Source organism: Oryzomonas rubra (assembly GCF_008369015.1).
Classification (GTDB): Bacteria; Desulfobacterota; Desulfuromonadia; order Geobacterales; family Pseudopelobacteraceae; genus Oryzomonas; species Oryzomonas japonica.
Genome location: NZ_SRSD01000011.1, coordinates 33,891 through 59,003, shown reverse-complemented (window position 1 = coordinate 59,003; position 25,113 = coordinate 33,891). Strand labels below are relative to the sequence as shown.

Genomic DNA, 25,113 nt, shown 5'->3' with positions numbered 1-25,113 from the left:
AATAATTGATATGGCGATCATTTTTATTGTAACTGAAATATTTCCGCTATTGGCACCACCTGTTTTTTGCTATTCTCACCTTCTTACCCGATAATAACTTCGTAAAACTGGGGAGATGCGCTGCCGTCGAACAATGGACCGACGCGCTTGCCTGCTTCGTTGTGGGCAGGGCTCTCATGCATGGCCATGAAGCTTTCCTGACTCTCGTGCTCCACAATGGCAGCATAGTTGCCGCCCTTCACGGGTTTTAAAAGGCGCCGGCCAATAAATCCTTTGAAGCTTCCAAACTCTTTGTTTGTATCTGCAAACCACTCCCTGAATGCTGCATCCTTTCCTTCTTTAATGGGGGGAAAATTGATAATGACGACAAACATGGTGTGTACCTCCTTTATAAACAGTTGCTTTGATACCTTGCCCTAACAGTTGATCAGGGCCGTATTTTGATAGCGAGTCACGTTCAAAAGACTCCCTTTAAAACTCCTCGAAGGAATCCTTTCTGGCACCGCAATCGGGGCAGACCCACTCATCCGGAAGATCTTCGAAAGCGGTTCCGGGTGAAATCCCATGCTCCATGTCTCCGACCGTCGGATCATACACATACTGGCAGATGATGCATTGCCAACTCTTCATGTTTCTCTCCTTTGGATACGATTTAAACTTTATTCTTTCCAATGGATACACGATACCGGGCATATATCGACGGCGTTGGCCTGGATTTCATCCTCGGTTGCAGCTAAGGAATCAAAACATTCCGCCTTGCCGCTATCATCAAAACGGAAGACATCGGGAAGGTTGTCGACACATAGTCCGCAACTGATACATTCAGCCTGATCAACCCATGCTTTTTTTGCCATTGTCATCTCCTTGTGTTTGTGACTGTATAATTTTCAAATTAAGTATCACTGCTCGATTGCTTCGGATGATATTAAGTGCCATTCTCGCGTTTCTGAACTGTATGCCTTTTGTGAGCATTCTCCCCATGATGCGCCGCATGCCCCTCCGCATCCATCTGTAAGCGCTCCACGTAATGGGTATACTCGACATAGGCCTCCACGTATTCACGCCCCTTCAGCACGCTCTCGTCCTTATGTTTGAGCGTTTCAACCACTTTCTCGTATCTCTGTTGAATACCTTGGTTGACCGTATCGTTCAACATCTTCACCAAGTCGTCGGGAGAGCCTCCGGCCAACGCTTTGTCAGCCTCGGCGATAACCGGCTCCACTTCGCCTGCGGGCTTCAGCCCAGTGAATGGGGCGCCTTCGCCAGCACGGTGGACTCTTACCAGTGATTCGAAAAATTTCATCTCCGCGGCTTGCTGCTGTTTCTTGCCTTGGGCAGCGAGTGCCTTCTTGAAAGCTAATTTAATGCTTTTCTCATCTTTGACCTGTATCCATTTGAGAACAGGTGTGACATCTTTGGTTTCCAGAGCCTTGCGGGCATCCTGAACAACCGGCCCGTCCATGGTGTCGCAATGTGCTGAGACAAGTCGCGAAGAGGTCAGCAGGCCGAAGCAGATGAAAGCAGCAGCCATAGTTACAACCTCTTGAATTCGTTTCACAATGTGACCTCCAGTGTAATGACGTCCGCTTCAACTCTTGCGGTTCACACCTCGTGCAAAGCATTTCCAAAGCACTTCTGTCTCATCTGTCAATTTAGTTGAAAAATTATTCATCATCCATCGAGTGACGGCAAAATGGATCGTACCGATGAACATGCTGGTAATTGATTGAGAGTCCATTTCTTCATCAAGTATTCCACATTTCTGTCCTTGCTCAACTATTTCCTTTATTCCCATAAAATACTTGGAGATAGTGCTTCGCACCTTTGTCCGAAGATTGTCATTGGCCACAATTGTTTCTTCGGAAAAAATGGTGCGCGGAATGCCGACGTGCCCTTCTAAATATAAGAGGTGGCTTTTAAATATTGTTTCCAGCTTGTCTTTCGGATCGGTTAGCTCTGCCACGGATGCCAGTATCAAGGTCAGATCGTCCCCTATTTTGTCGATCACCGATTTGATAATTTCTTCCTTATTTCTGAAATGCCGGTACAGATTCCCCTCGGAAATACCTGATGCAGAAGCGATCTCAACCGTAGTTGCACCGCTTATTCCCTTCTGCCCTATGACATACAAGGCAGCCTCTGTTATCTGCTGTTGCCTGACCTCAGTTGTTTCCCGTTTTTTATTAGTCATTTATACCTCAATTGCAAGTGAGCATTCACTTCAGTTTAACGCAAAATTGTTCCTGTGCAAGCGCGGATCCTACAGGTAGGATCTCACTGTAAAGGTAGCCCAAGACTTCATCGCCGACCTGGAACTCGGTAACCCCGGCACCTGCCGCCTCGACCACACCGGCAACATCCCACCCAGGGATGATGGGAAACCAAGCGTCCATGAAGTCCTTACCAGTACCGGATCGTAAGGCAAGGTTTGCAGGACTAGCACCTGCGGCCTTAACTCTAACCATGACGCTGTTCTGAGGCAGCTTGGGCCTCGGAAAGTTTCTTACTTGGAGGACTTCAAGCCCTCCATAAGAATCATATGTGACAGCCTTCATCATTCTGCATCACCTCCAAATACGGGCGGTAGATCGAGATAAATGCGGTATTCTGCAATCTTCCATTCACTATCCTTTCGTACCAAGGAGGAACGGTAGTAACCCGCCTCAATGGGCTGAACCGTGCCCTGTGCACCAAAGACTCCCTTTGGCCAACCGTCTGCGGGCTTCTCAAACCCTAGCGTCGAATATTCCAGGGCGTTATGGATCTCAGAATATGTATCTATTCGGCCGAACAAAACGGCAAAAAGAGTTGCAGCTTGTTTTCGGCTTCTTTGGCTTTTTGATTAATCCACGCTAGGGGTGATTCGGGCATATCAGAGGCTCGTTTCTGATGGGGTGAGCTTCTTGTTTTTTACCCAAGCTTTAATTTCGTCTATATCCCACCTCTGCATCCGCCCAAAAATAATAACTGGCCGAGGAAAATCAGTCGATTTCCTGAGGCGATGTAATGTCGTACGTCCAATGCACAAATGTTCAAGCAATTGATCGATGGATATTTTTTTCCCATTTGCCCTCCCTGTTGATTTTTTGTCTTCTGAGAGAGTTATTGTGGCGACCGTCATACAAAAAAAAGCGTTCCCGTATGTTTCTGGGAACACCACGTACACGAGTAAAGTTATTTGGCTAAAAAAAGAAGTGTAATAACAACTTGTTATGGTTGGATAAATAAACGAGGGAGTGCAAAAAATATTTGGTGAATAGAGGGGACCAACAAAATGAAAGGGCATGGATTTTTTCGTGCCCTATATAAAAGGGCACTACAGACACTAAATGACAAACCCTGTGCACTCTGTCAAAAGTGTCCCATAAAGTGTCCCATAAAAACTAAAAGGGGTTAGGCAATTTGCCTAACCCCCTGATTTTATGGAGCGGGAAACGGGATTCGAACCCGCGACCTTCAGCTTGGGAAGCTGACACTCTACCACTGAGTTATTCCCGCGATGGGTTTGTATAAATGCCAAGAGATGGGCATTTTGTCAACAATTTAATTGCGGTCTTGCCCCCTTTTCGAAAATACGCCTACCCGATGGTGGCCACAATGAATTCACGGACTGCAGCCAAGTCGGCATCCATCACCTTGCAACGGGTCGGCATCCCCTCCAAAGCGGCGATGGCGGGCGGGACCGGAGCCGGTACACCGGTGGCCTTTTCCACCGCCTCGCCGAACTTGGCCGGATGGGCCGTGGCAAGGCAGACGCGAAGGGAGTCGCCGGGCAATTGTTCCAGAGCGGCGCGCACCCCGACCGCGGTATGGGGGTCGAGCAGATAACCGGTTTCCTTGTAAAAACTGCCGATGGTATCCAGGGTCTGTTCCTGATCCACCGAGACCGAACAAAAATCGCGACGCACCAGGGCCATCTCTTCGTTGCTGAAGGTGATCCGCCCCTCTGCCTTCAGTTCGGCAAAGGCCGCCCGCACCCGGGCCGGGTCTTCACCGAAAAGATGGAACAGGTAGCGCTCGAAGTTGGAGGCCACCTGGATATCCATGGAGGGGGACAGGGTGGAGACCACGCCGGCCAGAGAGTAATCACCCTTGTTGACGAAACGGGTCAGGATGTTGTTCTCGTTGGTGGCCAGCAGGAGCTTTTCAATGGGCAGCCCCATACGCTTGGCCACGTAGCCGGCAAAGATATCGCCGAAATTGCCGGTGGGGACCGAGAAAGAGACCGGCGCCTTGCCGTCCTCCGTTACCCGCAGCCATGCATAGACGTAGTAGACCACCTGGGCCAGCACCCGCGCCCAATTGATGGAATTCACCGCGCCGAGAGCATACTTTTCCTTAAACTCCAGGTCGTTAAAGAGCGCCTTGACCATGTCCTGGCAGTCGTCAAAGGTGCCGCGGATGGCGATGTTGTGGACATTGGCATCGGTGACGGTAGTCATCTGCAGGGCCTGCACCGGCGAGGTCTTGCCGTGGGGATGCAGGATAAAGATGTTGATCCCCTTCTTGCCACGCACCCCGTGAATGGCGGCGCTGCCGGTATCGCCCGAGGTTGCGCCGACGATATTCAGGTTTTGCCTCCGTTCGGCCAGGATATATTCGAACATATTGCCCAGGAACTGCAGGGCAACGTCCTTGAAGGCCAGGGTCAGGCCATGGAACAGCTCAAGGATGTAGACGCCGTTTTCCCTGACCACCGGGGTCACCGCAGGGTGGGTAAAGGTCGCGTAGGAGCGGTCGATCACCCCCTTCAGGTCGGCGGGGGGAATATCGTCCACAAAGCGGGAGATGATCTCGAAGGCCAACTCCGGGTAGGAGAGCCGCCGCCAGGCGTTGAGCTGCTCCGGGGTAATCCTGGGGTAGGATTCAGGCAGGAGCAGACCGCCATCGGTGGCCAGTCCCATCATGACGGCATCCTTGAAGGGGATTGGCTGAATGCCGCCGCGCGTACTGAGGTAACGCATGTTGTGATTCCTTTCGGGCTTTGGCTGAAGCAAAAAATAAATTTAGCAGAAATTCGTCAATTAGGGAAGAGTCTCAGCCGCCGGAAGCTCCGGGCAGGATGCTCTCGCGCAACTCGCCGGGCACGAGCAGGAAGAAAAAACGAAACATGCAGTATTTGTAGAATTCGCTGAACAGGAGGTGAAAGCTGCCACCGTGGTTCCACCAGGCCTCTTTGAGATTTTTGCTGTCAACCGGATAGGGGTAGATGGCGACATCCTTGGGCAGTGCGTTGCGAAAGAGGATTGCGGCCCGCTTCATGTGATAGCGCGAAGTGATGAGCACGATGGAACGGACGTCGGCACGCATGATGACGTCGCGGCCATAGATGGCGTTCTCCAGGGTATTGCGGGAGGCCTTTTCCAATATTACCCCTTCGGACGAGGGGTCGCCGGTCTGGGGGCGATAGAGGTCACCCTTGCGGACGGAGGGATCGACCCCGATCAGAAAAAGATGGCTGCCCCGTTGTTCCCGATACAGCCGCACCCCCTCCTCCACCCGCCCCTTGCCGCCGGCCAGCACCACGATGGCATCGGCCTTGACCGGCCGTTGCCGGTAGGAAAAGGTCTTGTAGGTAAAGTCGATGAACAGTACCGCCACAACGATAAACAGGATAATTACGAGCGTTATGAAGGCCTTGATGATATTCATGTGTTGTCCAATTTTTCCCTTGCAACCGGCCAATTAATCTGCTAAAAATCTTTTTTCAGCAATTAATGGAGGTTACCACCATATGTCAAGAAAATGTGAAATCTGCGGAAAAGGCCCGAGCTTCGGCAATAACGTGAGCCATGCCAACAACAAGACCCGTACCGTCTGGCATCCGAACATCCAGAAGGTCAAAACCGTTAAAAACGGCACGGTTGCAACCATCAAGGTCTGCACCCGCTGCATCCGTTCCGGTCTCATCACCAAAGCGCTTTAATCGCGGCGGTATATCAGCCGCTTGAACGGTCTGCGATTTGAAGCCGTGGCACATCTGCTGTCCACGGCTTTTTATCGTTCCCGCTGGAGGTTGATGCTTCCCTCTCCCCGGCTATCACGCCAGAGCGACGACCTCGATCTCAACCAGCGCGCCGCGGGGCAAACCTTTGACCGCCACAGTCGAACGGGCCGGTTTGTGATCGCCGAAACTACGGCCGTAAATCTCGTTCACCACAGCAAAATCCCCCATATCGGCAAGGAAAATGGTGGTCTTGACCACCTGCGATAACCCCACGCCGGCAGCAGCCAGCACGGCGGCAATATTCGCCATCACCCGTTCGGTCTCCGCTGCCACGCCCCCTGTCACCAACTCGCCCGTTGTCGGGTCAAGCGCTATCTGCCCGGAGCAAAAGAGCAGCCCATTGGCCCTGATGGCCTGTGCATACGGCCCGATAGCAGCAGGGGCCTTGTCTGTCGCAATAGTTTCGCATGTCATTGTTTTAGCCTCTCCACTTTGATGACACCCTTGATCTTCATAATAGCGTTCATCACCTTCCGCAGGTGCGCCAGGTCGCTGACATTCACCTCGAAGGTATTTTCGCCACGCTGGTCAATGGTGCTCTGAATATGGGCGCTGGCGATATTGGCCTCGCTGTTGGTAATGGCCATGGTGATGTTTGCCAGAATACCCTTGACGTCATGACAGATGACCTTGATCTTGACCGGAAGGGAGGTGGTTTTGATCTTGTTCCAGGCCACATCGATCTGTCGTTCGGGATCGCTCTCCAGGGCGAACTTGCAGTCCGCGGTGTGGATCGTGACCCCCTTGCCGCGGGTGATAAAGCCGATGATCTCGTCTCCCGACACCGGATTGCAGCACTTGGCGAAGCGGACCAGCACATCGTCGACGCCGCTGATTTCCACCGCACTGGAAGACTTGCCCTTGAGCTTGTTGATGACCGCCGAGAGCCGCGACTCCTTGCGTTCGGTCCGTTCCTGCAACTTTTCCGCGGGCACGAGCTTCCCGATGATCTGGCCGCTGGAGATCTTGCCGTAGCCCACCGCCGCCAACAGGTCGTCGTCTCCGGCAAAACCGAACTCACCGGCAATCCTTTTAAAGTCCCCGGCCTTCTGGATTTTCTGCAGGTTTATGGAGTATTTGCGGAAATCCTTTTCACAGATCTCGCGCCCCAGAACGATGCTCCGCTTGCGCTCCTCGATCTTGATCCAGGCGCGTATCCGGTTGCGGGCCCGGGAACTATGGACGATCTTGAGCCAGTCCTTGCTGGGGGTATGGTGGGGTGAGGTAATGACCTCGACGATATCGCCGTTCTTCAGTTCGTACTTGAGCGGCACCAGCTTGCCATTGACCTTGGCCCCCACACAGCGATGACCCACGTCGCTATGCACGCTGTAGGCAAAATCGATCGGTGTGGAACCCTTGGGAAACCCCTTCACATCCCCCTTGGGGGTAAAGACGTAGACCTCCTCGGGAAAGAGATCCACCTTGACCGAATCCATGAACTCCTTGGAATCCTGGAGTTCCTGCTGCCACTCCAGCAGTTGCCGTAGCCAGGCAAAACGCTTGACCTCCTTCTCGTCGTACCCCTTGCCCTCCTTGTACTTCCAGTGGGCGGCAATGCCGGCATCGGCCACGCGGTGCATCTCGTGGGTGCGGATCTGCACCTCCATCCTGTCGCCGTGGGGGCCGATGACCGTCGTGTGCAACGACTGGTACATGTTCCCCTTGGGCATGGCGATGTAGTCCTTGAAACGCCCCGGAATCGGCTTCCAGGCCGAATGGATCAAACCAAGCACCTCATAGCACTCCCGCACGTCTTCCACCAGAATGCGGATGGCCAGGAGGTCGTAGATCTCCTCGAATTCAACGTTGCGCTTCTCCATCTTGCGATAGATGGAGTAGAGGTGTTTGCTGCGGCCGGAAACCTCGCCAGGGATTCCCTGAAAGGCCAGCTTGTCGGAGATGATCGATTTTGCCTCTTCGACGTACGCCTCCCGTTCCTTCTTCTTCATGGACACCTTGCGGGCCAGGTCGAAGTAAAGATCCGGGTTAAGATAGCGGAACGCCAAGTCCTCCAACTCCACCTTGACCCAGGATATGCCCAGGCGATTGGCGATGGGGGCGTAGATATCCATCGTCTCCTGGGCGATGGTGCGCTGCTTGGTTTCGGGCTGGAACTCGAGAGTGCGCATATTGTGCAGGCGGTCGGCCAGCTTGACCAGGATGACACGGATATCGTTAGCCATGGCCAGGAGCATCTTGCGAAAATTCTCGGCCTGACTCTCCTGCTTGGTCTTGAAGTGGATCTTGCTGATCTTGGTGACCCCATCCACCAGCCTGGCCACCTCTTCCCCGAACATCTCCACCAACTCTTCGTAGGTCGTCAGGGTGTCTTCGATGGTATCGTGGAGAAAACCGGTGACGATACTGGGGACGTCCAGGCGCAACTCGGCCAGCAGGCCTGCCACCTCCATGGGATGGATGATGTAGGGCTCCCCGGACAGGCGCGTCTGGCCTTGGTGTACCTTGGCGCAGTACACATAAGCCTTGCGGATGATATTGAGATCAGCCGTCGGGTTGTACGCCGTTACCGTGTCGAGGATGTCGTTGAGTCTGATCATGCGCCGTTATCTACTCGCAGGACGAAAAGGATCGGAAGGTGCGGGGATGGATACAAAAAGGGTGAAGTCGCACCATTTGCGATTTCACCCCAGTACGACAATTAATGGGCTTGCTGTTTCTTGTTGATTTCGAAGTTGACCTTGCCGGCGGCGATTTCCCGCAAAGCGGTTACCACCATGCGGTTGTTCTTCGCATCGATAAGCGGATGAGCCCCTTTGTAGAGCTGTTTGACCCGCTTGGAGGCCAACATCACCAGAAGAAAACGGTTATCGACCTTTTTGAGGCAATCTTCAACGGTTACCCGTGCCATAGCGTTACTCCTTCCTGCTACTGATAGAAAAATGGAACGTTATTTTTACATGATTTCATCTCAAATATCAAACAATTTCGCCACCTGCTCCAGCATTCGGGAGGTCCGGCGACGATGGGCCAGAACGATGGCCGACAGTTCCTCGGCGGCATCCTCGAAGCGGTCGTTGATGACGATGTAATCGTACCAGCGGCACTCCTTGATCTCATCCGCGGCCCGCACGATACGGCGCTCGATAACCTCGCGGGCGTCCGACGAGCGACTCTCCAGACGATGGCGGAGCTCTTCCATGGTAGGTGGCAGGATGAACACGAACACGCCGCCGTCGAGGCGCTCCTTCAGGATCATCGCCCCTTGGCAATCGATATCCAGCACCAGATCGATGCCGTTGCGGCGGGCATCCTCCAGGGTATGCAGCGCCGTGCCGTACAGGTTGCCGTGTACTTCAGCCCATTCGGCAAAGGCATCCTCGGCCACCATGCGTTCGAATTCCGGCCGGGAGACGAAAAAATAATCCTGGCCATCCACTTCACCGGCCCGCGGCGGCCGGGTCGTATAACTCACCGACTCCCTCATGGCCGGAAAACGTTGCAGGAGTTCATTACAGAGAGAGGTTTTGCCGGCCCCCGAGGGAGCCGATATGATGAGGATCAGGCCTTCGCGTTTCATGGAACATCCTTCCCGAAAATTTTGCAGAGGGTAGCACAGAACAGCCGCAAAAAGAAAGTTCCACCCGAAGGGCCGCCCATTTTACCCTCATGATTCACGCGTTATACAAATCTATAAGTATTAATCAGGCTGCTGAAAAGCCTAGGTTGTTCAAAAATAGTCAGATCGTCGCACCCGCAGAAAACCCCGCGGAGGCGTAGCAGCGCTACGCCGCACAAGGCGGTTTTCGAGGATGGCGACGAGATGGCTGTTTTTCAACAACCTCTTATTCGATGTTCTGCACCTGCTCGCGCATCTTCTCCATCTCGGCCTTGATCCGGATGACCAGCGAGGTGATCTCGGCGTCGCTGGATTTTGAGCCGATGGTGTTGACCTCCCGGTTCATCTCCTGCATCAGGAAGTCCAGCTTGCGCCCCACCGGTTCCGGGAGGCGCAGCGCCTCGTCGAACTGGGTGAAATGGCTGGCGAGCCGGACCAATTCCTCGGTCACGTCGCATCGGTCGGCCATCAGGGCCACCTCCTGGGCCAGACGCGCCTCGTCCATCTCCGTCCCTTCCAGCAGTTGTTCCAGACGCGCCTTCAACTTCTGCCGGTACTCGATCACCACCGCCGGCGTACGCCCCCTGATCAGGGCGGTCCATTCCGCTACCTGGGCACGCCGGGCCGCCAGATCGGCCGCCAGCGCCTCACCTTCCCGTGTCCGCATGGCATCCATCGCCGTCACGGCAGTCTGGACCGCCGACAGAAGCTGATCGCGGTAATCGTCCTCGGTAAGGGTCGTGCTCCCCTCCCGCAGGACCCCCTTCTGGGCGATCACCAGGGAGAGCGGCACCTGGCCCAAGAGCCCCAACTCGCCCGCCAGGTGGTTGAACGTGGTGAAGTAGGCCCGCGCCAGGGCCGTGTCGATCCGGGGCAACGATTCACCGGCCAGAGCCTCCTCCCACTGTACGGAAACATCTATCTTACCCCGCTTGAGCTGGGCGGAAACGGCCCGCTTGACCTCATTTTCCAGGGCCATGAAACCGCGCGGCATCCGCACCGACACCTCGCCGTAGCGATGATTGACCGAACGGATCTCCACCGTGAAGGTTCCCTGCTCTGCTGTCGTTTCTCCCTTGCCGTATCCGGTCATGCTCTTTAGCATCGAGACACCTCTTTCCATAGTAACGTCACATCTGCGGACCATACAACATCCCAAGCGTTTCATCAACGACAGGTTTGAAGATGCAAAATGTTCCGGTCGCAGGAGGTGGTTTCCTCATATTCCCTATTGACAAAGAGGAACCGGTACTGTTCAATTATATTTTTACGTTTTGGAACCAATTAGGATTGTGTGTGAGACAATCTTCAAATCAGCTCCAGGAGGAACGCAATGAACCCATTGGCACAAGAACTGAATGACCTGCTTGCCCAGCACAATCCGCATGTTTTGGAAATGCTGTCCGATCTCGGCAAGAACCTCTTCTTTCCCAAAGGCATCCTGACCCAGTCGGCCGAAGCCAAGGGAAAGGCGCACAAATACAACGCCACCATCGGCATCGCCACCGAGAACGGCGGGCCGATGTTCCTGTCGTGTATCCAGGACAAGCTGTCCGCGTTTGACCCCAAGGATATCTTCCCTTATGCCCCCCCGGCCGGCAAGCCGGAACTGCGTTCCCTGTGGCGGGAAAAGCAACTGCGGGAAAACCCGAGCCTCCAGGGCAAACATTTCAGCAACCCCATCGTTACCAATGCACTTACCCACGGTCTTTCCATCGTCGCCGACCTGTTCATCGACAAGGGGGATCACCTGATCCTTCCCGACATGCTCTGGGGCAACTACAACCTGACCTTCGGCACGTGCTGCGGTGCGATCGTCAAGAAACACCCGACCTTTACCGTGACGGGCGGTTACGACATCGACGCCTTCAAGGCGGTTCTGAAGGACACGGCCGAAGAAAAGGGCAAGGCCGTTGTCCTGCTCAACTTCCCCAACAACCCCAGCGGCTACACCCCGACCGTGGCAGAGGGGGATGCCCTGGTGGCGGCCATCAAGGAAGTGGCCGAATCCGGCTGCAACATCGTCGCCGTGACCGACGACGCCTACTTCGGCCTCTTTTACGAGGATAGCCTCAAGGAGTCCCTGTTCGGCAAGCTCGCCAACCTCCATCCGCGCATCCTGGCGGTAAAACTGGACGGCGCCACCAAGGAGGAGTTCGTCTGGGGCTTCCGTACCGGGTTCATCACCTTTGCCGACGGCAACGAATACGAGAATACACCGGTCATGACCGCCCTGGAGAAGAAGACCATGGGGATCATCCGCGCCCGCATCTCCAACTGCCCCCACCCCTCACAGACTTTCGTCATCGAGGCGCTGCGTTCGCCCCACTTTCTGGCCCAGAAGGAAGAGAAATTCCAGGTCATGAAGGGGCGCGCCCTGAAAACCAAGCAGGTCCTCAACAGCGGCAAATACGACTCGGCCTGGACCTACTACCCGTTCAACTCCGGGTACTTCATGTGCCTGAAGCTGAAGCAGGTGGATGCCGAAAAGCTGCGCGTCCACCTGTTGGACAAGTACGGGGTCGGCGCCATCTCCACCAGCAAGACCGACCTGCGCATCGCCTTTTCCTGCATCGCAGAGGAGCATATCCCCGAGTTGTTCGACATCATCTACCAGGGTGTTCAGGACCTGACCTGATGCACGGTTTGGTCTGATAATCCACAGGAACAAAAAAGGGCCCGCATCGTGCGGGCCCTTTTTTGTTCTCTGAACCGGTATCGTGATCAAATCAGGGGGCAGACTCTACCGTACCGACCTGCTCCCCCGGCGGCCGGTCTTGGGGGCGGGCCGTTCGGCCACCGGCTTTCCCCGGCGCGGGGTCGTATTTTTGGAGGCTGGAGTCTGCGCCTGCCTGTCCTTTGCCTTCCGTGTCTTGGACAGTTTATCGGCCTGCTTGATCTCCTTGACCCGGACACTCCTCTTGGCGGCTACATGGGGAAATTCCGCAAGCGTCCGGCGCGGGATGGTATTCTTGAGCAGCTTCTCGATGGCGACCAGTAGCGGCCGCTCCTCCGGGCAGACCAGGGAGAGGGCGATCCCCTCCTCCCCGGCCCGGCCGGTGCGGCCGATCCGGTGCACATAATCCTCGGGGACCTGGGGCAGATCGTAATTCACCACATGGGGCAGATGCTCGATGTCGAGCCCGCGCGCCGCCACATCGGTGGCCACCAGCACCCGCACTTCGCCCCGCTTGAACTCCGCCAGGGTGCGCGTCCGAATGGACTGGCTCTTGTTGCTGTGGATGGCGGCGGCCTTGATCCCGTCGAGGAGCAACTCTTCCGTCAGCTTGTCCGCGCCGTAGCGGGTGCGGGCGAAGACCAGCACCTGATTCCAGCCTCCCTGGCGGATCAGGAACGAGATCATTTCCCGTTTGCGGCTTCGCTCCACCTCGTAGACCGCCTGGGTCACCGCGTCGGCGGCGATATTCTTGCGCGCCACCTCGATCCGCCGCGGGTGATCGAGCAGTTGGTCGGCAAGCTGCTTGATGCTCTGGGAATAGGTTGCCGAAAAGAGCAGGGTCTGGCGTTTGGCCGGCAGATATTCCGCAACCGCCTTGATCGCGTCGATAAAGCCCAGGTCGAGCATGCGGTCGGCCTCGTCCAGGACCAGGAATTCGATCAGGGAGAGGTTCACCGTGCCCCGCTCCGCATGATCGAGCAGACGCCCCGGCGTGGCGACCACGATATCGACGCCGCGGTGCAACCGCTCGATCTGCGCCTGGATGGTCACCCCGCCGTAGATCATCGTGGAACGCAACGCAAGGCGTCGGGCGAAATTGTTCATCTGCTCGCTGACCTGGGCCGCCAGTTCCCGGGTCGGCACCAGGACCAGCGCCCGCGGAGCCCGCCGCTTTTGCCGGGGGGGATGTTCCGCCAGCCGCTGCACGATCGGCAGGGCAAACGCCGCCGTCTTGCCGGTGCCGGTCTGGGCGCCGGCAAGCAGGTCGCATCCCTCGAAAATCACCGGGATCGCTTCGGTCTGGATGGGGGTCGGCTCGGTGTAGCCCCGGGAGGCAATGGCGCTCAGCAGTTCGGCACGCAGGCCGAGGGATTCAAAGGACATGGTTCGAACTCCTTACAACGGATTGTTGTCTACGAAAACGACACGGCAGCGCCATCATCGTCCGCAAAATTTCATGCCTATTGGGAAGACAAGGCCGTGTCGGTTGCTTCAGGAAAACAAAAACCACAGGAATGGGCCCTGTGGTTCAGATGTGTATCATGTATAGCATGCCTCCCCATGCAGCGACAATGGCTTTCTTGCAGAGGCGCCAGGCGACACGATACCAAGCTCGGGGTTGACCTCCACTTCCCGCTTGTTTGTCCTGCCGGTTCCGGTGTAGTCTAGCCGCCATGGGCACACTCAAGGTCATTACCAGCAACTCCCTCACCCGTCTGGCCGCTTCCCTGGCGGGCGACATGGCAGGCTCCCCTACCCCGCCCCTGGGACGGGACACGGTGGTGGTGCTCAATCCCGGCATGGCCCGTTGGCTCTCCCTGGAACTGGCAACCATCCGGGGGGTCGCTGCCGGCCTTGACTTTCCCTTTCCCAACCAGATTCTGGACAGCTGCTTCCGCGCCATGATCCCCGGCTTGCCTGACAGTTCGCCCTTTACCCGGGAGCGCATGTCCTGGCGCATCGCGGCCCGGCTCCCAGCCCTGCTGACCCGGCCCGGCTTCGAACAGGCAGCCGGCTACCTGGGCGCGACTGCCGACGACCGCCGACTGCTCCAGATTTCCCGAACCCTGGCCGACCTGTTCGACCAGTACATCATGTTCCGGCCCGATATGGTCCTGGCATGGGACCGGGGCCGGGATGACGGCTGGCAATCTGACCTGTGGCGGGCGATCTCCGCCGACTGTGCCGGACAGCATCGGGCGGCGCACCTCAGGATGTTTCGGGAGCGCATCAAAGCGGGAGCACAACCGGTCGGCACGCTCCCGCACCGGATCAACCTGTTCGGCATCTCCTACCTCCCCCCCTTCCACCTGGAGGCATTCTCGCTGCTGGCCCACACTACGGAGGTGGTTTTCTACCTGCAAAACCCCTGCGGCGCCTTTTGGGGCGATATCGTCTCCCGCAAACGGTTGGCGGAATTGGCCCTGCGGGAGTCCCCCGATGCGGAAGAATACTACGACACCGGCAACCCGCTGCTCTCCTCCCTGGGAACCATGGGGCAGGAGTTCCACGACATGCTGCTGGAATACGGCTTCGACACCACGGACCGGGACGAGGAGGGCGAACAGCCCGGCGCCACCCTGCTGAAGGCTATCCAGAACGACATCCGCCAGTTGCGGGACAGCGGCGGCCGGGATGAGCGGATCGTCGTTGCGCCGGGGGACCGTTCCATCCAGGTGCACTCCTGCCATGGACCGCTGCGCGAAATGGAGGTGCTCTACGACAACCTGCTGGCCATGTTCGACGAACTGGACGACCTGGAGCCGCGCCACATCGTGGTGATGATACCGGACATCGAGACCTATGCCCCCTACATCGCCGCCGTGTTCGGCACCCAGGCCGGCGGCCGGCCGGCCGTACCGTTCACCATTGCGGATCGCAGCCAGCGCCGGGAAAACCCGCTCATGGAGACGTTTGCCCGTATCCTGGGGCTCCCGGCAACCCGCTTCGGCATCAACCAAATTCTGGAACTGCTGGAATCGCCGCCGGTGCTGGACCGCTTTGCCATAACTTCCGACGAACTGGAAGCCATCAGGGGTTGGCTGAATGAAACCGGGGTGCGCTGGGGCTTTGATGCCCACCAGCGGGCCGAACTCGGTTTCCCTCCCTTTGAAGAGTTCAGTTGGCAGGCCGCCCTGGACCGCCTCTTCCTGGGCTATGCCCTGGAGCCGGACAACGACCGCCTGTTTCGCGGCATCCTCCCCTTTGGGGATATCGAGGGGCGCTCCGCCGTGCCCCTGGGCAAGCTGGCCGAGTTCCTGCTGGCAGCGCGCACGGCGGTCAAGCTGCTGTCGGGGCGCCATTCCCTGGCCTCCTGGGCCGATATCCTCACCACCATCGCCCAGGACCTTATCCGCCCCGACAACGGCGAGGATGGGCTCAAGCCGCTCTTCGACAGCCTCCAGACCTTACGTGAAGCCGAGGAACTGAGCGGTTTCAGCTCCCCCATCAGCCTGGAAGCGATGCGCGAAGCCCTGAACGGGCTGCTGGATGATTCCGGCGGCGGCTTCGGCTTTCTGGGGGGGAGGGTCACCTTTTGCGCCATGCTCCCCATGCGCAGCATCCCCTTTCGGGTGATCTGCCTGTGCGGGATGAACGACGCCATCTTCCCCCGCAATAAACGCCAGCCCGGCTTCAGCCTGTTGTCGGGAAAACGCAGGCGTGGCGACCGGTCCCTCAGGGACGAGGACCGCTACCTGTTCCTGGAGACCCTCATCTCGGCCCGGGAACGCCTGCACATCAGCTACACCGGGCAGAGTGACCGGGACAACGCCGTCATCCCCCCCTCGGTGGTGGTTGCCGAACTGCTCGACTACGTGGCGCGCGCCGCTGTGGTCGCCGGTCTCCCCGAAACCGCCCCCCCTGTCCTCGTCAAACACCGCCTGCAAGCCTTCAGCCCCGACTACTTCAGTGCCGACGCCACCGCACCGCTGTTCAGTTACTCGGCCGAATACCGGGACGCCCTGGCGGCACGGCAGCTCTCCGGCCCCGTGACGCGCCGTTTCATCACGGCACCGCTGCCGGATGATTCCAACCTGGTGCAGGAGATCGAACTCCGGGAGTTGCAACGATTTCTCAGCAACCCCTGCGCCGCCTTCCTTGCTCGGCGCCTGGGCGTACGCCCGTTCAATCCCGCAGAAGAGGTGCAGGAGCGCGAATCGTTCCGCCTGGACGGCATAGCCGCCTACGGACTCAGGCAGGATCTCGTGCAACAGATCTTGTCCGGCGCGGAGACGGGCACCAGCTACGAGACGGCCCGAGCCCATTCGCTATTGCCCCCCCTCGCCGCAGGACAGACCGCCTTCAGGGAGGCCCAGGATGAGGGCCGGAGATTTGCCGATCTGGTGGCGCCGTACCTGGATGCGGAGCAGGAGCCTCTGGCTGTGGCCTTCGGGCACAACGGGATGACGCTGAAGGGCACCGTGAACGGCATTCGTTCGAGACGGCATCTGCGCTGGCGCTGCGCCGCCATGAAGGGCAAAGACCGTCTGGGGTTGTGGGTCGAGCACCTGATCCTCAACGCCCTGGCGCCCGCCGGCTATCCGCGCCAGAGCCTCCTGCTCTGCAACGACCAGTCCTTGTCCCTGGCGCCGCTGGACAACGCCGCCGCCATTTTGGGCGACCTCCTGGAGTTGTACCGCGAAGGCCTGAGGAGACCGCTCCCCTTCTTCCCCCAGGCCTCCTGGCTCTACCTCGCGGAGAGCATGGACAAGGCGGAAGGACGGTGGACCGGCAGCGACCACGCCCCCTACCCCGCCGAATCGTCAGAACCGTCGATTTCCATCTGTTTTGGCGATACGAATCCACTGGACCAGGAATTCAGCGAGCTGAGCCGCCGGGTGTTCGAACCGATGCGGGCGGTGGCGGCCGAGGAGAAGGTGGCATGAAAACCCTCAACCTCAACGAAATGGACACCTCCGGCCTGACCTTGATCGAGGCCAGCGCGGGCACCGGCAAGACCTGGACCATCACCGCGCTTTACATCCTGCTGCTCCTGGAACAGCGCATGCGGCCGGAGGAGATCCTGGTGGTGACCTACACCAAGGCCGCCACCGCCGAACTGCGTGACCGCATCAGGAAACGGATCGCCGCCACCCTGGACCTGTACGTCACGGGCCGGGAACCGGCCGACGAGCTGGAACAGATGCTGCTGGCCAGCCACAAGGTCGATAGGGACTCGGCACAACGCCTCCTTACCCGCGCCCTGTACTCCTTTGACGACGCCGCCATCTTCACCATCCACGGTTTCTGCCAGCGGGCGCTGCTGGAGAATGCCTTCGAGAGCGGTTCGCTGTTCGACAGCGAACTGACCGCCGACCAGTCCGCCCTGGTAGCCCAAGTATGCGACGACTTCTGGCGGACCCGAATCATGGCCGACGAAGGGCCATTCCTGGAACGCCTGGTCATGGAGGGATACACACCGGACAAGCTGGCCGCCCCCTTTGAGGGGCAGTACCAGAACCGGGACCTGAACGTCATCCCCGAAGCGGAGGATGTGGACCTGGCCCGGCTCATGGAGCAACGGGACGTCCTGCTGCCGCCGGTGGCGGCCATGTGGGCGGCGGAACGCGCGGCCATCGTCCAGATCCTCAACCAGGCCAACCTGAGCCAGACCAGCTACAAACCGCCCCAGATCGAGGCAGCCGCGACAAAACTCGACGTCTGCCTGGGACGCGGGTCTCTGGACAAGGGATGCGACGGCCTGGCGCTGTTTACCCCGGCCCGCATCGAAAAAGGCATGAAGAAGGGGTCCACCCGGCCGGAGCACCCGTTTTTCGGCCTCTGCGACAAGCTGCACGATGCCGTTGTCCGGGTCGACAGCGGATTCACCGCGAAACTGATCCATCGCCAGATTGAACTCAAGGGGTGGTTGCGGGACGAACTGGCCCGGCGCAAACAGACCCTCAACCTGCGCTGTTACGACGACCTGTTGCTGGATCTGCACCTGGCCCTGGAGGGGCCGGGCGGGGGGCGGCTGGCGGCCGGACTCCGTGAGCGCTACAAGGCGGCCCTGATCGATGAATTCCAGGATACCGACCCGCTGCAATGGCGGATATTCGCCCGTCTGGCCGGGCTGCCGACAATAACGGGGCGGGGAGCTTACGACGGGGTGAGCGCCGGGAGCCCCCCCGAGGCGGTTCCATACCCGCTCTTCCTGATCGGCGACCCCAAGCAGGCCATTTACAGTTTCCGTGGCGCAGATATCCATGCCTACATCGCCGCCGCCCGGGCTACGGACGGGGACCGGCGCTGGACCCTGGACACCAACCGCCGCTCCACCCCGCCCCTGGTGGCCGCCGTCAATACCCTGTTCGGCACGGACAATCCGTTCCTCAATCCCGGCATCCTGTTCAGCAAGGTTCAGGCGGGCCGGGACCGGCGGCAGCGACTCCTGTGCAATGGCAGGCCGGTGGAGAGCCCGCTGAGGTTTTGGGTGTACCAACGTGCAGACCGGTCAAAAGCGGCAGGCAAAGGCGCGGCCCGTGGGGCAACGGTCACGGCGACCGCCGCGGAGATCGCCCGTCTGCTGGACGGCAGTTACGAGGTCATAGCAAAGGACGGCATCCAACGGCCGCTCAAACCGGGGGATATCGCCATCCTGGTCAAGGCCCATTACCAGGCCGACCAGATGCAGAGCGCTTTGACCGCTCGTGGCATACCCTCGGTCCAGCATGGCAATGCCACCATCTTCGAGACCCGCGAAGCGCTCGACCTGTTGCGCATCCTGCGGGCGGCGGCCGATCCGGCCCGGAGCGCCCTGGTGCGCGAGGCGCTGCTGACCTCCGTCATCGGGCTGTCGGCGAATGAGGTCTTTGCCCTGCACCATGACGAAGGCGCCTGGGAGGTATGGCTGCTGCGTTTCCGGGCGTTGCACGAGGCGGCCCGGGCAGGAGGAGTGATCGCCCTGGTTTCGCGCCTGCTGGGTGAGTGCGGCGTCCGGCGGCAGGCGCTCGCCTCTGCCGAAGGCCCCCGGCGCATGACCAATATCCTGCACTGCTGCGAATTGCTGCACCAGGCGGAACGGGAACAGGGCCGCGGCCTGGAGGGTTCCATCGCCTGGCTGGAACGGCGCATCACGGGAGAGTTGCAGGACGATACCTTTCTGTTGCGCCTGGAAACGGACGCCAACGCCGTCACCCTCTCCACCATCCATGCCAGCAAGGGGCTGGAATATCCGGTGGTGTTTCTCCCCTTTGCCTGGGACCCCCCTTCCGCCAAAAGCGGGCGGGTGCTCTTTCACAATGCCAGCGGCGGGTTGACGCTCGATCTGGGATCGGACCAGCGGGATACGGACCACAAGCAACTGGCCAGGGAGGAACAGGATGCCGAGGCGGCACGCCTCCTGTATGTGGCCCTCACCCGGGCCGAGTTTCTCTGCTATGTCACCTGGGGCAGCATCAAGGGCGCCTTCGAATCGCCGTTGCGCAGGCTGCTGCACGGTGAGAACTTCAAGGACGCAAAATCGTTCGGCGCCGCCGACGATCAGGAGATTTTGGATGCGGTCGCCGGGCTGGCCGGCAAGGCGGTCCATACTGATGGTCCCAGCCCCATTGCCGCCCGGTTTATGCCGGCAGAGATAGCCGCCCCGCCCTATACCCCAGAACAGGATGCCTCCGGCGCCTTTGCCTGTCGCGAGGTGCAGCGGACAATCTCCACAGAGTGGCGCGTCTCCAGCTTCAGTGCCATTACCGGCGGCTCCGAACGTCACCTCCAGCCGCACGATTACGATGCCGTCACCGCGCCCGGCGCTTCCCCGGCCACCGGCGACAGCCCCGTGGCCGAGCTCGGAACGGACCTGTCGATCTTCTGCTTTCCCCGCGGCGCGGCCGCCGGCACCTGCCTCCACGAACTATTCGAGCAACTCGATTTCAGCGCAGTGGAAAGTGCGTCCCTGGAGCGGCTCTGCCAAGCCGTTCTGCTGCGCAGCGGCTATGACCGGCGCTGGCTGCCGGCCGTGCAGCGTATGGTCATGGACATCATCTCCGCCCCGCTCCTCCCCGCCGATCCCGGTTTCTCCCTCTCGCACCTCAAGCCGGGCTCGTGGCAGGTCGAGATGGAGTTTTTCCTCCCCCTGAACCGGTTGAGCGGCAGTGGTTTGACCGAACTGTTCGCCGGGCTGCTGAGCCCCGACCGGCATGGCGAGTTCCCGGAGGTCCTCGCCGCACTCCACGTCCAGGAGACGCGCGGCATGCTGCAGGGCTTCATGGACATGGTCTTCGAGCACAACGGCCGCTACTACATCATCGACTGGAAATCCAACCATCTGGGAAACCGGCACGAGGACTATCGTGCGGCAAGGCTTCCGGAACCCATGGCCCGGCACGCCTATATCCTCCAATACCACCTCTACACCCTGGCGCTCGACCGGATGCTGCGCCTGCGCCTGCCGGGTTATGATTACGCCACCCATTTCGGCGGCGCCATCTACGTTTTCCTGCGGGGAATTTCGACCGGTTCGGTCGAGTACGGCGTCTACTACGACAAGCCGTCGCCCCTGTTCATCCAACGGGCAAACGAATTGTTGCTGGTGAGCGGAGAGGCTGGCGTGAGGTAGATTGTAGTTTCAAATTTTCCAGGTCGAAAGGTTCAGGACCGCATCTACAAACAACACGAGCCCGGCGGTATCCGCCCGGGCTCGTGTTGCGTTAACGACTGGATCAAAGTCTATTTGAACTTTTCCAGGTACTTTCTGATCCCCCCCTCGAAGATCTCTTCGATCTCGTTTTTGGGGTGTCCCTTGGCATAATGTCTGAAATAATCGGCGATGAGCATGGTAACCAGCAGGAAGATGAGGGCGTAGACAAGCCGCCTGCCGAAGCGGCCCCAGTTGAACCGGGACGCCTCCTCCTGTTCTTCCCCCTCGACAGGACGGCCGTCACGAAAGATAAACTGTTCGCGCAACTGGCGTATCCGCTTGAGCTGGACATTCGAAATATGGCTGATGATGGCGTCCCGATCCCGTTCGTCGATGAAGACGAATTGCAGGCCGGTGTTGAAGTATTCACGGTCGTTGCCGGCGGCGAAATTGCGGTTGGCGGTGATGACCCGCGCCACGATGTCCACGATGCGGCGCGGCATGGGGACAAGGATCTCCAGCAGCACATAGACGCCGCTTTCAAACTGCTGGTGGGTGATGATACGCACGCCGCCGCCGCTGATGTTGGCGGCCAGCGGTATAATGGTATCCCATGAGTCGGCCGGGGCTTCTTCCCCACCCTCAGGCTCTTCGCGCTCCTCTTCTAGCCCGTCGCGCTCCTCTTCCCCTTCGTATTCTTCATCATGCTCCTCCTCGCCCTCCTCGCCCTCCTCGCCTTCCCCGGCATTGTCCTCTGCTTGTTCGAGCCGCCGCTCCGGAGGAAGTTCCGCACGCCCCAGCAGCAGGCTGCTGTCCCAACGTTTGTTCTTGAGTTCGACATCGACGGCCAGACGCTGCTCGCGGCGTTCCACCCATTCCTGCTTGAGAATGTCCACGTTCTGTTCAGAGGAGAGGTAGTACTTGATCGGCAAAAAGGCATCGATACGGTAGAATTCCCGCAGTTCGTCGGAAACGATCTCGCCGATCAGGCGGAGAAGTATCTCCCGGGCAGGACCTTCGGCAACGATGATGGCCCGGCAACTGTAACCGCTGTCATCCCTGCCGCCGCGCAGGTCGAGGATCTGCCCCACGTGGAGGGAGGCGTTGAGGGGGAGTTGATCGCGGGAAAGCTGGAGGGAAACGAAATCCTCGTCGATCTCGAGAATTATGGCCCAGTCGCGGAACACTCCGGCATTCGCCAGGGGAATGCCGACGTTGACCTTCATGCCGGCGGGAAAATAATTGGCGTAATTGTCAAAATCATTCATGGAGTGAAATCCGCCAAGAGGATAACCTGCCGGTGATCGTGAGCCGTGGTATTCATTCCAGGGATTTGTTCAATGCTTCAATCAGTTCGGCGATGGCGACCTTGTGAACACCGGCCCCATGCTCAACGGTTTCCAGATCGGCGATCTGACATTCGTAACAGTCAAGATGATAGCGCTGGAATACCGACACTGTTTCGGGGTGCTGTCTGATAATATCGGCGATAATCATGTCCCGTGTGATCATGGTACGCACCTCGCTTGCTTGCAAAAAAGGATGGGCTTTGGAGCGCCTGGGTAGTTTTGCTTCGTTGCACGCTTGGTTCCGTTTGGCACCGCCCCATGAGCGGTCGTTCACTCGAGTCCGAATTTTGCCCTGAGGGCGGCCTTCACTTCCGGCGGCACAAACCGGTCGATATTCCCATTCAGCAGACAGACCTCCTTGACGATGGAGGAGGAGAGATAGCCGTATTGCAGCGATGTCATCATGAACAGCGTCTCGACGCCTTGACCGATCGTGCTGTTCATCTGGGCGATCTGAAACTCGTACTCAAAGTCCGATATGGCGCGCAGCCCCCGGATGATGACATGTGCCCGTCGTGAGGATACATAATCTATCAGAAGGCCGCTGAAGGTGTCAACAACCACCCGCGGTTCCTCCCTGAACACATCGCGGATCAGGGCGACCCGTTCGTCGATGGAAAACAGGGGGTTCTTCTGGGAGTTGGCGGCCACCGCCACCACCACCTGATCGAAGATCTTCAGGCCGCGGTTTATGATATCCACGTGACCGTAGGTGATGGGATCGAAGGAACCGGGATAGACAGCGATCTTTTTCATGCGTCCTCCAACATAAAGAACTCCAGTGCCGTGTCACCGTAAACCCGGCGATCGCACTTGATAAGCGTCCCTACCCGTTCGGGCAGGGGATTGCGCGCCGCGCATTCCACGATCAGCACCCCGTCATCCGCCAGCAGGGACAGGCCGCCTACCGCCTCCGGCACGGTATCGTAAAGGGCAGAGGCATAGGGGGGATCAAAGAACGCCACATCGAAGCGCCGTCCTTGCGACGCCAAGAGACGCAAGGCTTTGAGACAATCGAGAGTAAGGATCTGAGACCGGGCGGTAAAGCCGGTGGCCTCCACATTTTTTTCCAAAACCGCCTGTACGTGCCTATCATGCTCCACAAAACAACAAAAGGCCGCCCCCCGGCTGAGGGCTTCGATCCCCAGGCTCCCGGTTCCTGCACAGATATCCAGCACTTGAGCCTCTTCAAGGTCACGACGGCTCGCAACGATGCTGAAAAGTGCTTCACGGACCCGGTCGGCTGTAGGACGGGTTTGCATCCCTCGGGGCGCCGCAAGCTTCATTCCCCGCACACTACCCGCAATTACGCGCATTTCCGGCGTCACCTTTCCCGTATACTCTATCTGCCGAAAGCTACCTTAAAACAGTATAGGCGTCAAGTCGGAAGCACTCCAGGCAAAAGATGACGTGCCGCGGAAAAAACAGTTGAAAACAAACCGTGCTCCAGTACAATGGCACAGTCGGGCCTATCCTTGAAAATGTTGGGGAATTCATGTGAACAGAGGACGAGCACTACCATACCGTTTCGCGCGCCTCATGGTGCTGGCGGCCTCCCTGAGCGTTGTTCTACAGGGGACTGCGGCGGCTGTCCAATGGCGCCCCCTGGCCCGTACGGCGCGCCATGACGTCGCCGTTGACATGGATTCCCTGAAACTGACCCCCCTGGGCAGGGTGACCGTCTGGCTCAGGTTCACCCCCCTCGGCGAACCGCAGCGCAAGCTGGCTGCCGGCGAATATGGCGAAAAGCAGTACCGCCTCCACCTGGAATATTACGAAATAGATTGCAGTGAACAGACCGATATCCTGGAACTCATCGACATCATCGGACCGGACGGAAAACGGTTGGCGAGAATGAAGGGTGGAGGCCCGCTGGCAGCCATCTTCCCCGGCTCGGCTCTCGACCTGGCAGCCAAACAGGTCTGCCCGTCATTTGAGGATGAAACGGTTTCGGACGATGAGGTGGAAACGCCGGACAGCAACGACACGGCGGAGGCGACCACACAACAGGTCCCTGAAGAGGTACGCACACGTATTGCCGAGGCACTCCAGAAGACACAAAAGTCACCGGACAATCAGGCAGCCTGGCGCGAACTGGGAAATGCCTATTACGACGGCGACCAACCCCAGCAGGCCATTGAGGCCTATGACCGGGCGCTGGCGCTCGCCCCCGACGATGCGGACATACTCAACGACCAGGGGGCTATGTACCGCCAGTCAGGTGATTTCACGCGAGCCCTGGCAAATTTCGAGAGGGCGCTCAAGATCGCGCCCAATAACCTGGAAAGCCTGTATAATGTCGGATACGTCAATGCCTTCGACCTGAACCGCATGGACAAGGCACGGGAGGCGTGGCGCCGTTACCTGGAGTTGGACCGGACCAGCGAGACCGCCCTCCAGGTTCAGGGGTTCATCGAACGTTACAACAAATAAGTCACCATTGCAGTGGGCGGCAAGAACCGGGCAATTTAATCATTTCCGCACTGTTGCTAATTTTGCGTCATGTGATATCTTAGCGCTTTCGAATATTCAAGTGTATGACTTGCCAAGTGCCCCCTGATACCTACAGCAACCATCAGCATGGCGGTTCAGTTGTCATAATCTCAGTATGCGCCCGTAGCTCAGCTGGATAGAGTCCCTGGCTTCGAACCAGGTTGTCGGGAGTTCGAATCTCTCCGGGCGCGCCAATACAATAAGGACTGAGGCTTTATTGCCTAAGTCCTTATTGTTTCTTGCACCCTCTTGTGGATACTCTAGTTATCTTGCGAGGTAAAGGAAACAATCATAAAGACGATTCATCTCAAAGTTGACCGATATCAGGAAGCAAGCTTGTCTTGCACGGATAGCTTGTCTTGATGGCGACCAGCATTGCCTGGCGATAAGTTTTATGGTTGCTATCTAAGGTTGAGCAGTATTATTTCT

24 protein-coding genes and 2 tRNA genes are annotated in these 25,113 nt (G+C 58.3%); 6 read left to right on the top strand and 20 right to left on the bottom strand.

The window, feature by feature from the left end; translation table 11 throughout:
- Positions 1 to 83: 83 nt before the first annotated feature.
- From ET418_RS16355 to ET418_RS16310, 10 genes are all read right to left on the bottom strand, one after another.
- Entirely contained in the window at positions 84 to 374 is a 291-nt protein-coding gene (locus tag ET418_RS16355) for an antibiotic biosynthesis monooxygenase family protein (protein ID WP_149309433.1), read from the bottom strand.
- 97 nt (positions 375 to 471) lie between these two features.
- Entirely contained in the window at positions 472 to 630 is a 159-nt protein-coding gene (gene rd / locus ET418_RS16350; protein ID WP_149309431.1) for a rubredoxin, read from the bottom strand.
- A 29-nt stretch (positions 631 to 659) separates the two neighbouring features.
- Positions 660 to 854, bottom strand: a complete 195-nt coding sequence (locus tag ET418_RS16345) for a ferredoxin (protein WP_149309429.1) — start codon at positions 852 to 854, stop codon at positions 660 to 662.
- Between the two features lie 71 nt (positions 855 to 925).
- The gene (locus ET418_RS16340; protein WP_188055655.1) at positions 926 to 1,531 is read right to left on the bottom strand and encodes a DUF6448 family protein; all 606 of its coding nucleotides are present in this window, start codon (positions 1,529 to 1,531) and stop codon (positions 926 to 928) included.
- 57 nt (positions 1,532 to 1,588) lie between these two features.
- Complete coding sequence (locus ET418_RS16335; RefSeq protein WP_149309425.1) at positions 1,589 to 2,191, bottom strand: TetR/AcrR family transcriptional regulator; 603 nt, start codon at positions 2,189 to 2,191, stop codon at positions 1,589 to 1,591.
- Positions 2,192 to 2,216: 25 nt separating this feature from the next.
- Positions 2,217 to 2,558, bottom strand: coding sequence for an alcohol dehydrogenase catalytic domain-containing protein (locus ET418_RS16330; protein ID WP_149309423.1), 342 nt, complete (start codon positions 2,556 to 2,558; stop codon positions 2,217 to 2,219).
- Between the two features lie 314 nt (positions 2,559 to 2,872).
- A complete protein-coding gene (locus ET418_RS18675) occupies positions 2,873 to 3,121 on the bottom strand; it encodes a helix-turn-helix transcriptional regulator (protein ID WP_188055639.1) in 249 nt (82 codons plus the stop codon).
- Between the two features lie 302 nt (positions 3,122 to 3,423).
- A tRNA-Gly gene (locus tag ET418_RS16320) sits at positions 3,424 to 3,498 on the bottom strand.
- Between the two features lie 80 nt (positions 3,499 to 3,578).
- Positions 3,579 to 4,964: a threonine synthase gene (thrC, locus tag ET418_RS16315; RefSeq protein ID WP_149309419.1), complete on the bottom strand. Its 1,386-nt coding sequence runs from the start codon at positions 4,962 to 4,964 to the stop codon at positions 3,579 to 3,581.
- 73 nt (positions 4,965 to 5,037) lie between these two features.
- Positions 5,038 to 5,652, bottom strand: coding sequence for a YdcF family protein (locus ET418_RS16310; protein ID WP_149309417.1), 615 nt, complete (start codon positions 5,650 to 5,652; stop codon positions 5,038 to 5,040).
- An 82-nt stretch (positions 5,653 to 5,734) separates the two neighbouring features.
- Here ET418_RS16310 and rpmB point away from each other — a divergent pair, with 82 nt between their 5' ends.
- Positions 5,735 to 5,926: a 50S ribosomal protein L28 gene (gene rpmB / locus ET418_RS16305; RefSeq protein WP_149309415.1), complete on the top strand. Its 192-nt coding sequence runs from the start codon at positions 5,735 to 5,737 to the stop codon at positions 5,924 to 5,926.
- 114 nt (positions 5,927 to 6,040) lie between these two features.
- Here rpmB and ET418_RS16300 read toward each other — a convergent pair whose 3' ends face one another.
- The 5 genes from ET418_RS16300 to ET418_RS16280 form a co-directional block, all read right to left on the bottom strand.
- Complete coding sequence (locus ET418_RS16300) at positions 6,041 to 6,421, bottom strand: Rid family detoxifying hydrolase (protein WP_149309413.1); 381 nt, start codon at positions 6,419 to 6,421, stop codon at positions 6,041 to 6,043.
- Positions 6,418 to 8,568 carry a RelA/SpoT family protein gene (locus tag ET418_RS16295; protein ID WP_149309411.1) on the bottom strand — a complete coding sequence of 717 codons (2,151 nt, stop codon included), beginning with the start codon at positions 8,566 to 8,568 and terminating at the stop codon, positions 6,418 to 6,420. Before ET418_RS16295 ends, ET418_RS16300 begins: the two co-directional genes overlap by 4 nt.
- Positions 8,569 to 8,669: 101 nt before the next feature.
- Positions 8,670 to 8,879, bottom strand: coding sequence for a DNA-directed RNA polymerase subunit omega (rpoZ, locus tag ET418_RS16290; RefSeq protein WP_149309409.1), 210 nt, complete (start codon positions 8,877 to 8,879; stop codon positions 8,670 to 8,672).
- Positions 8,880 to 8,939: 60 nt separating this feature from the next.
- A complete protein-coding gene (gene gmk, locus ET418_RS16285; RefSeq protein ID WP_149309407.1) occupies positions 8,940 to 9,548 on the bottom strand; it encodes a guanylate kinase in 609 nt (202 codons plus the stop codon).
- A 265-nt stretch (positions 9,549 to 9,813) separates the two neighbouring features.
- The gene (locus ET418_RS16280; RefSeq protein WP_149309405.1) at positions 9,814 to 10,692 is read right to left on the bottom strand and encodes a YicC/YloC family endoribonuclease; all 879 of its coding nucleotides are present in this window, start codon (positions 10,690 to 10,692) and stop codon (positions 9,814 to 9,816) included.
- Positions 10,693 to 10,920: 228 nt separating this feature from the next.
- Here ET418_RS16280 and ET418_RS16275 point away from each other — a divergent pair, with 228 nt between their 5' ends.
- Entirely contained in the window at positions 10,921 to 12,225 is a 1,305-nt protein-coding gene (locus tag ET418_RS16275; protein WP_149309403.1) for an aminotransferase class I/II-fold pyridoxal phosphate-dependent enzyme, read from the top strand.
- 105 nt (positions 12,226 to 12,330) lie between these two features.
- On the opposite strand, the gene ET418_RS16270 is transcribed toward ET418_RS16275, so the two are convergent.
- Positions 12,331 to 13,650 (bottom strand): DEAD/DEAH box helicase, encoded by a 1,320-nt coding sequence (locus ET418_RS16270; protein WP_149309401.1) that lies wholly within the window; start codon positions 13,648 to 13,650, stop codon positions 12,331 to 12,333.
- 290 nt (positions 13,651 to 13,940) lie between these two features.
- Between ET418_RS16270 and recC the strand changes: the two genes are divergently transcribed.
- A complete protein-coding gene (gene recC / locus ET418_RS16265; RefSeq protein WP_149309399.1) occupies positions 13,941 to 17,153 on the top strand; it encodes an exodeoxyribonuclease V subunit gamma in 3,213 nt (1,070 codons plus the stop codon).
- Complete coding sequence (gene recB / locus ET418_RS16260; RefSeq protein ID WP_149309397.1) at positions 17,150 to 20,821, top strand: exodeoxyribonuclease V subunit beta; 3,672 nt, start codon at positions 17,150 to 17,152, stop codon at positions 20,819 to 20,821. Before recC ends, recB begins: the two co-directional genes overlap by 4 nt.
- Positions 20,822 to 20,931: 110 nt before the next feature.
- Here recB and ET418_RS16255 read toward each other — a convergent pair whose 3' ends face one another.
- The 4 genes from ET418_RS16255 to rsmD form a co-directional block, all read right to left on the bottom strand.
- Positions 20,932 to 22,110, bottom strand: a complete 1,179-nt coding sequence (locus tag ET418_RS16255; RefSeq protein ID WP_149309395.1) for a PilZ-like domain-containing protein — start codon at positions 22,108 to 22,110, stop codon at positions 20,932 to 20,934.
- Positions 22,111 to 22,162: 52 nt separating this feature from the next.
- Positions 22,163 to 22,354 (bottom strand): DUF1858 domain-containing protein, encoded by a 192-nt coding sequence (locus tag ET418_RS16250; RefSeq protein ID WP_149309393.1) that lies wholly within the window; start codon positions 22,352 to 22,354, stop codon positions 22,163 to 22,165.
- Between the two features lie 107 nt (positions 22,355 to 22,461).
- On the bottom strand, positions 22,462 to 22,947 hold the full coding sequence (gene coaD, locus ET418_RS16245; protein WP_149309391.1) for a pantetheine-phosphate adenylyltransferase: 486 nt from the start codon (positions 22,945 to 22,947) through the stop codon (positions 22,462 to 22,464).
- Positions 22,944 to 23,507 (bottom strand): 16S rRNA (guanine(966)-N(2))-methyltransferase RsmD, encoded by a 564-nt coding sequence (gene rsmD, locus ET418_RS16240; RefSeq protein WP_149309389.1) that lies wholly within the window; start codon positions 23,505 to 23,507, stop codon positions 22,944 to 22,946. The genes coaD and rsmD overlap by 4 nt, the downstream gene beginning before the upstream one ends.
- A gap of 181 nt (positions 23,508 to 23,688) precedes the next feature.
- Here rsmD and ET418_RS16235 point away from each other — a divergent pair, with 181 nt between their 5' ends.
- Both ET418_RS16235 and ET418_RS16230 read left to right on the top strand, forming a co-directional pair.
- Positions 23,689 to 24,624 (top strand): tetratricopeptide repeat protein, encoded by a 936-nt coding sequence (locus tag ET418_RS16235; protein WP_149309387.1) that lies wholly within the window; start codon positions 23,689 to 23,691, stop codon positions 24,622 to 24,624.
- Positions 24,625 to 24,801: 177 nt separating this feature from the next.
- Positions 24,802 to 24,878: transfer RNA gene (locus tag ET418_RS16230), tRNA-Arg, on the top strand.
- Positions 24,879 to 25,113 lie beyond the last annotated feature (235 nt).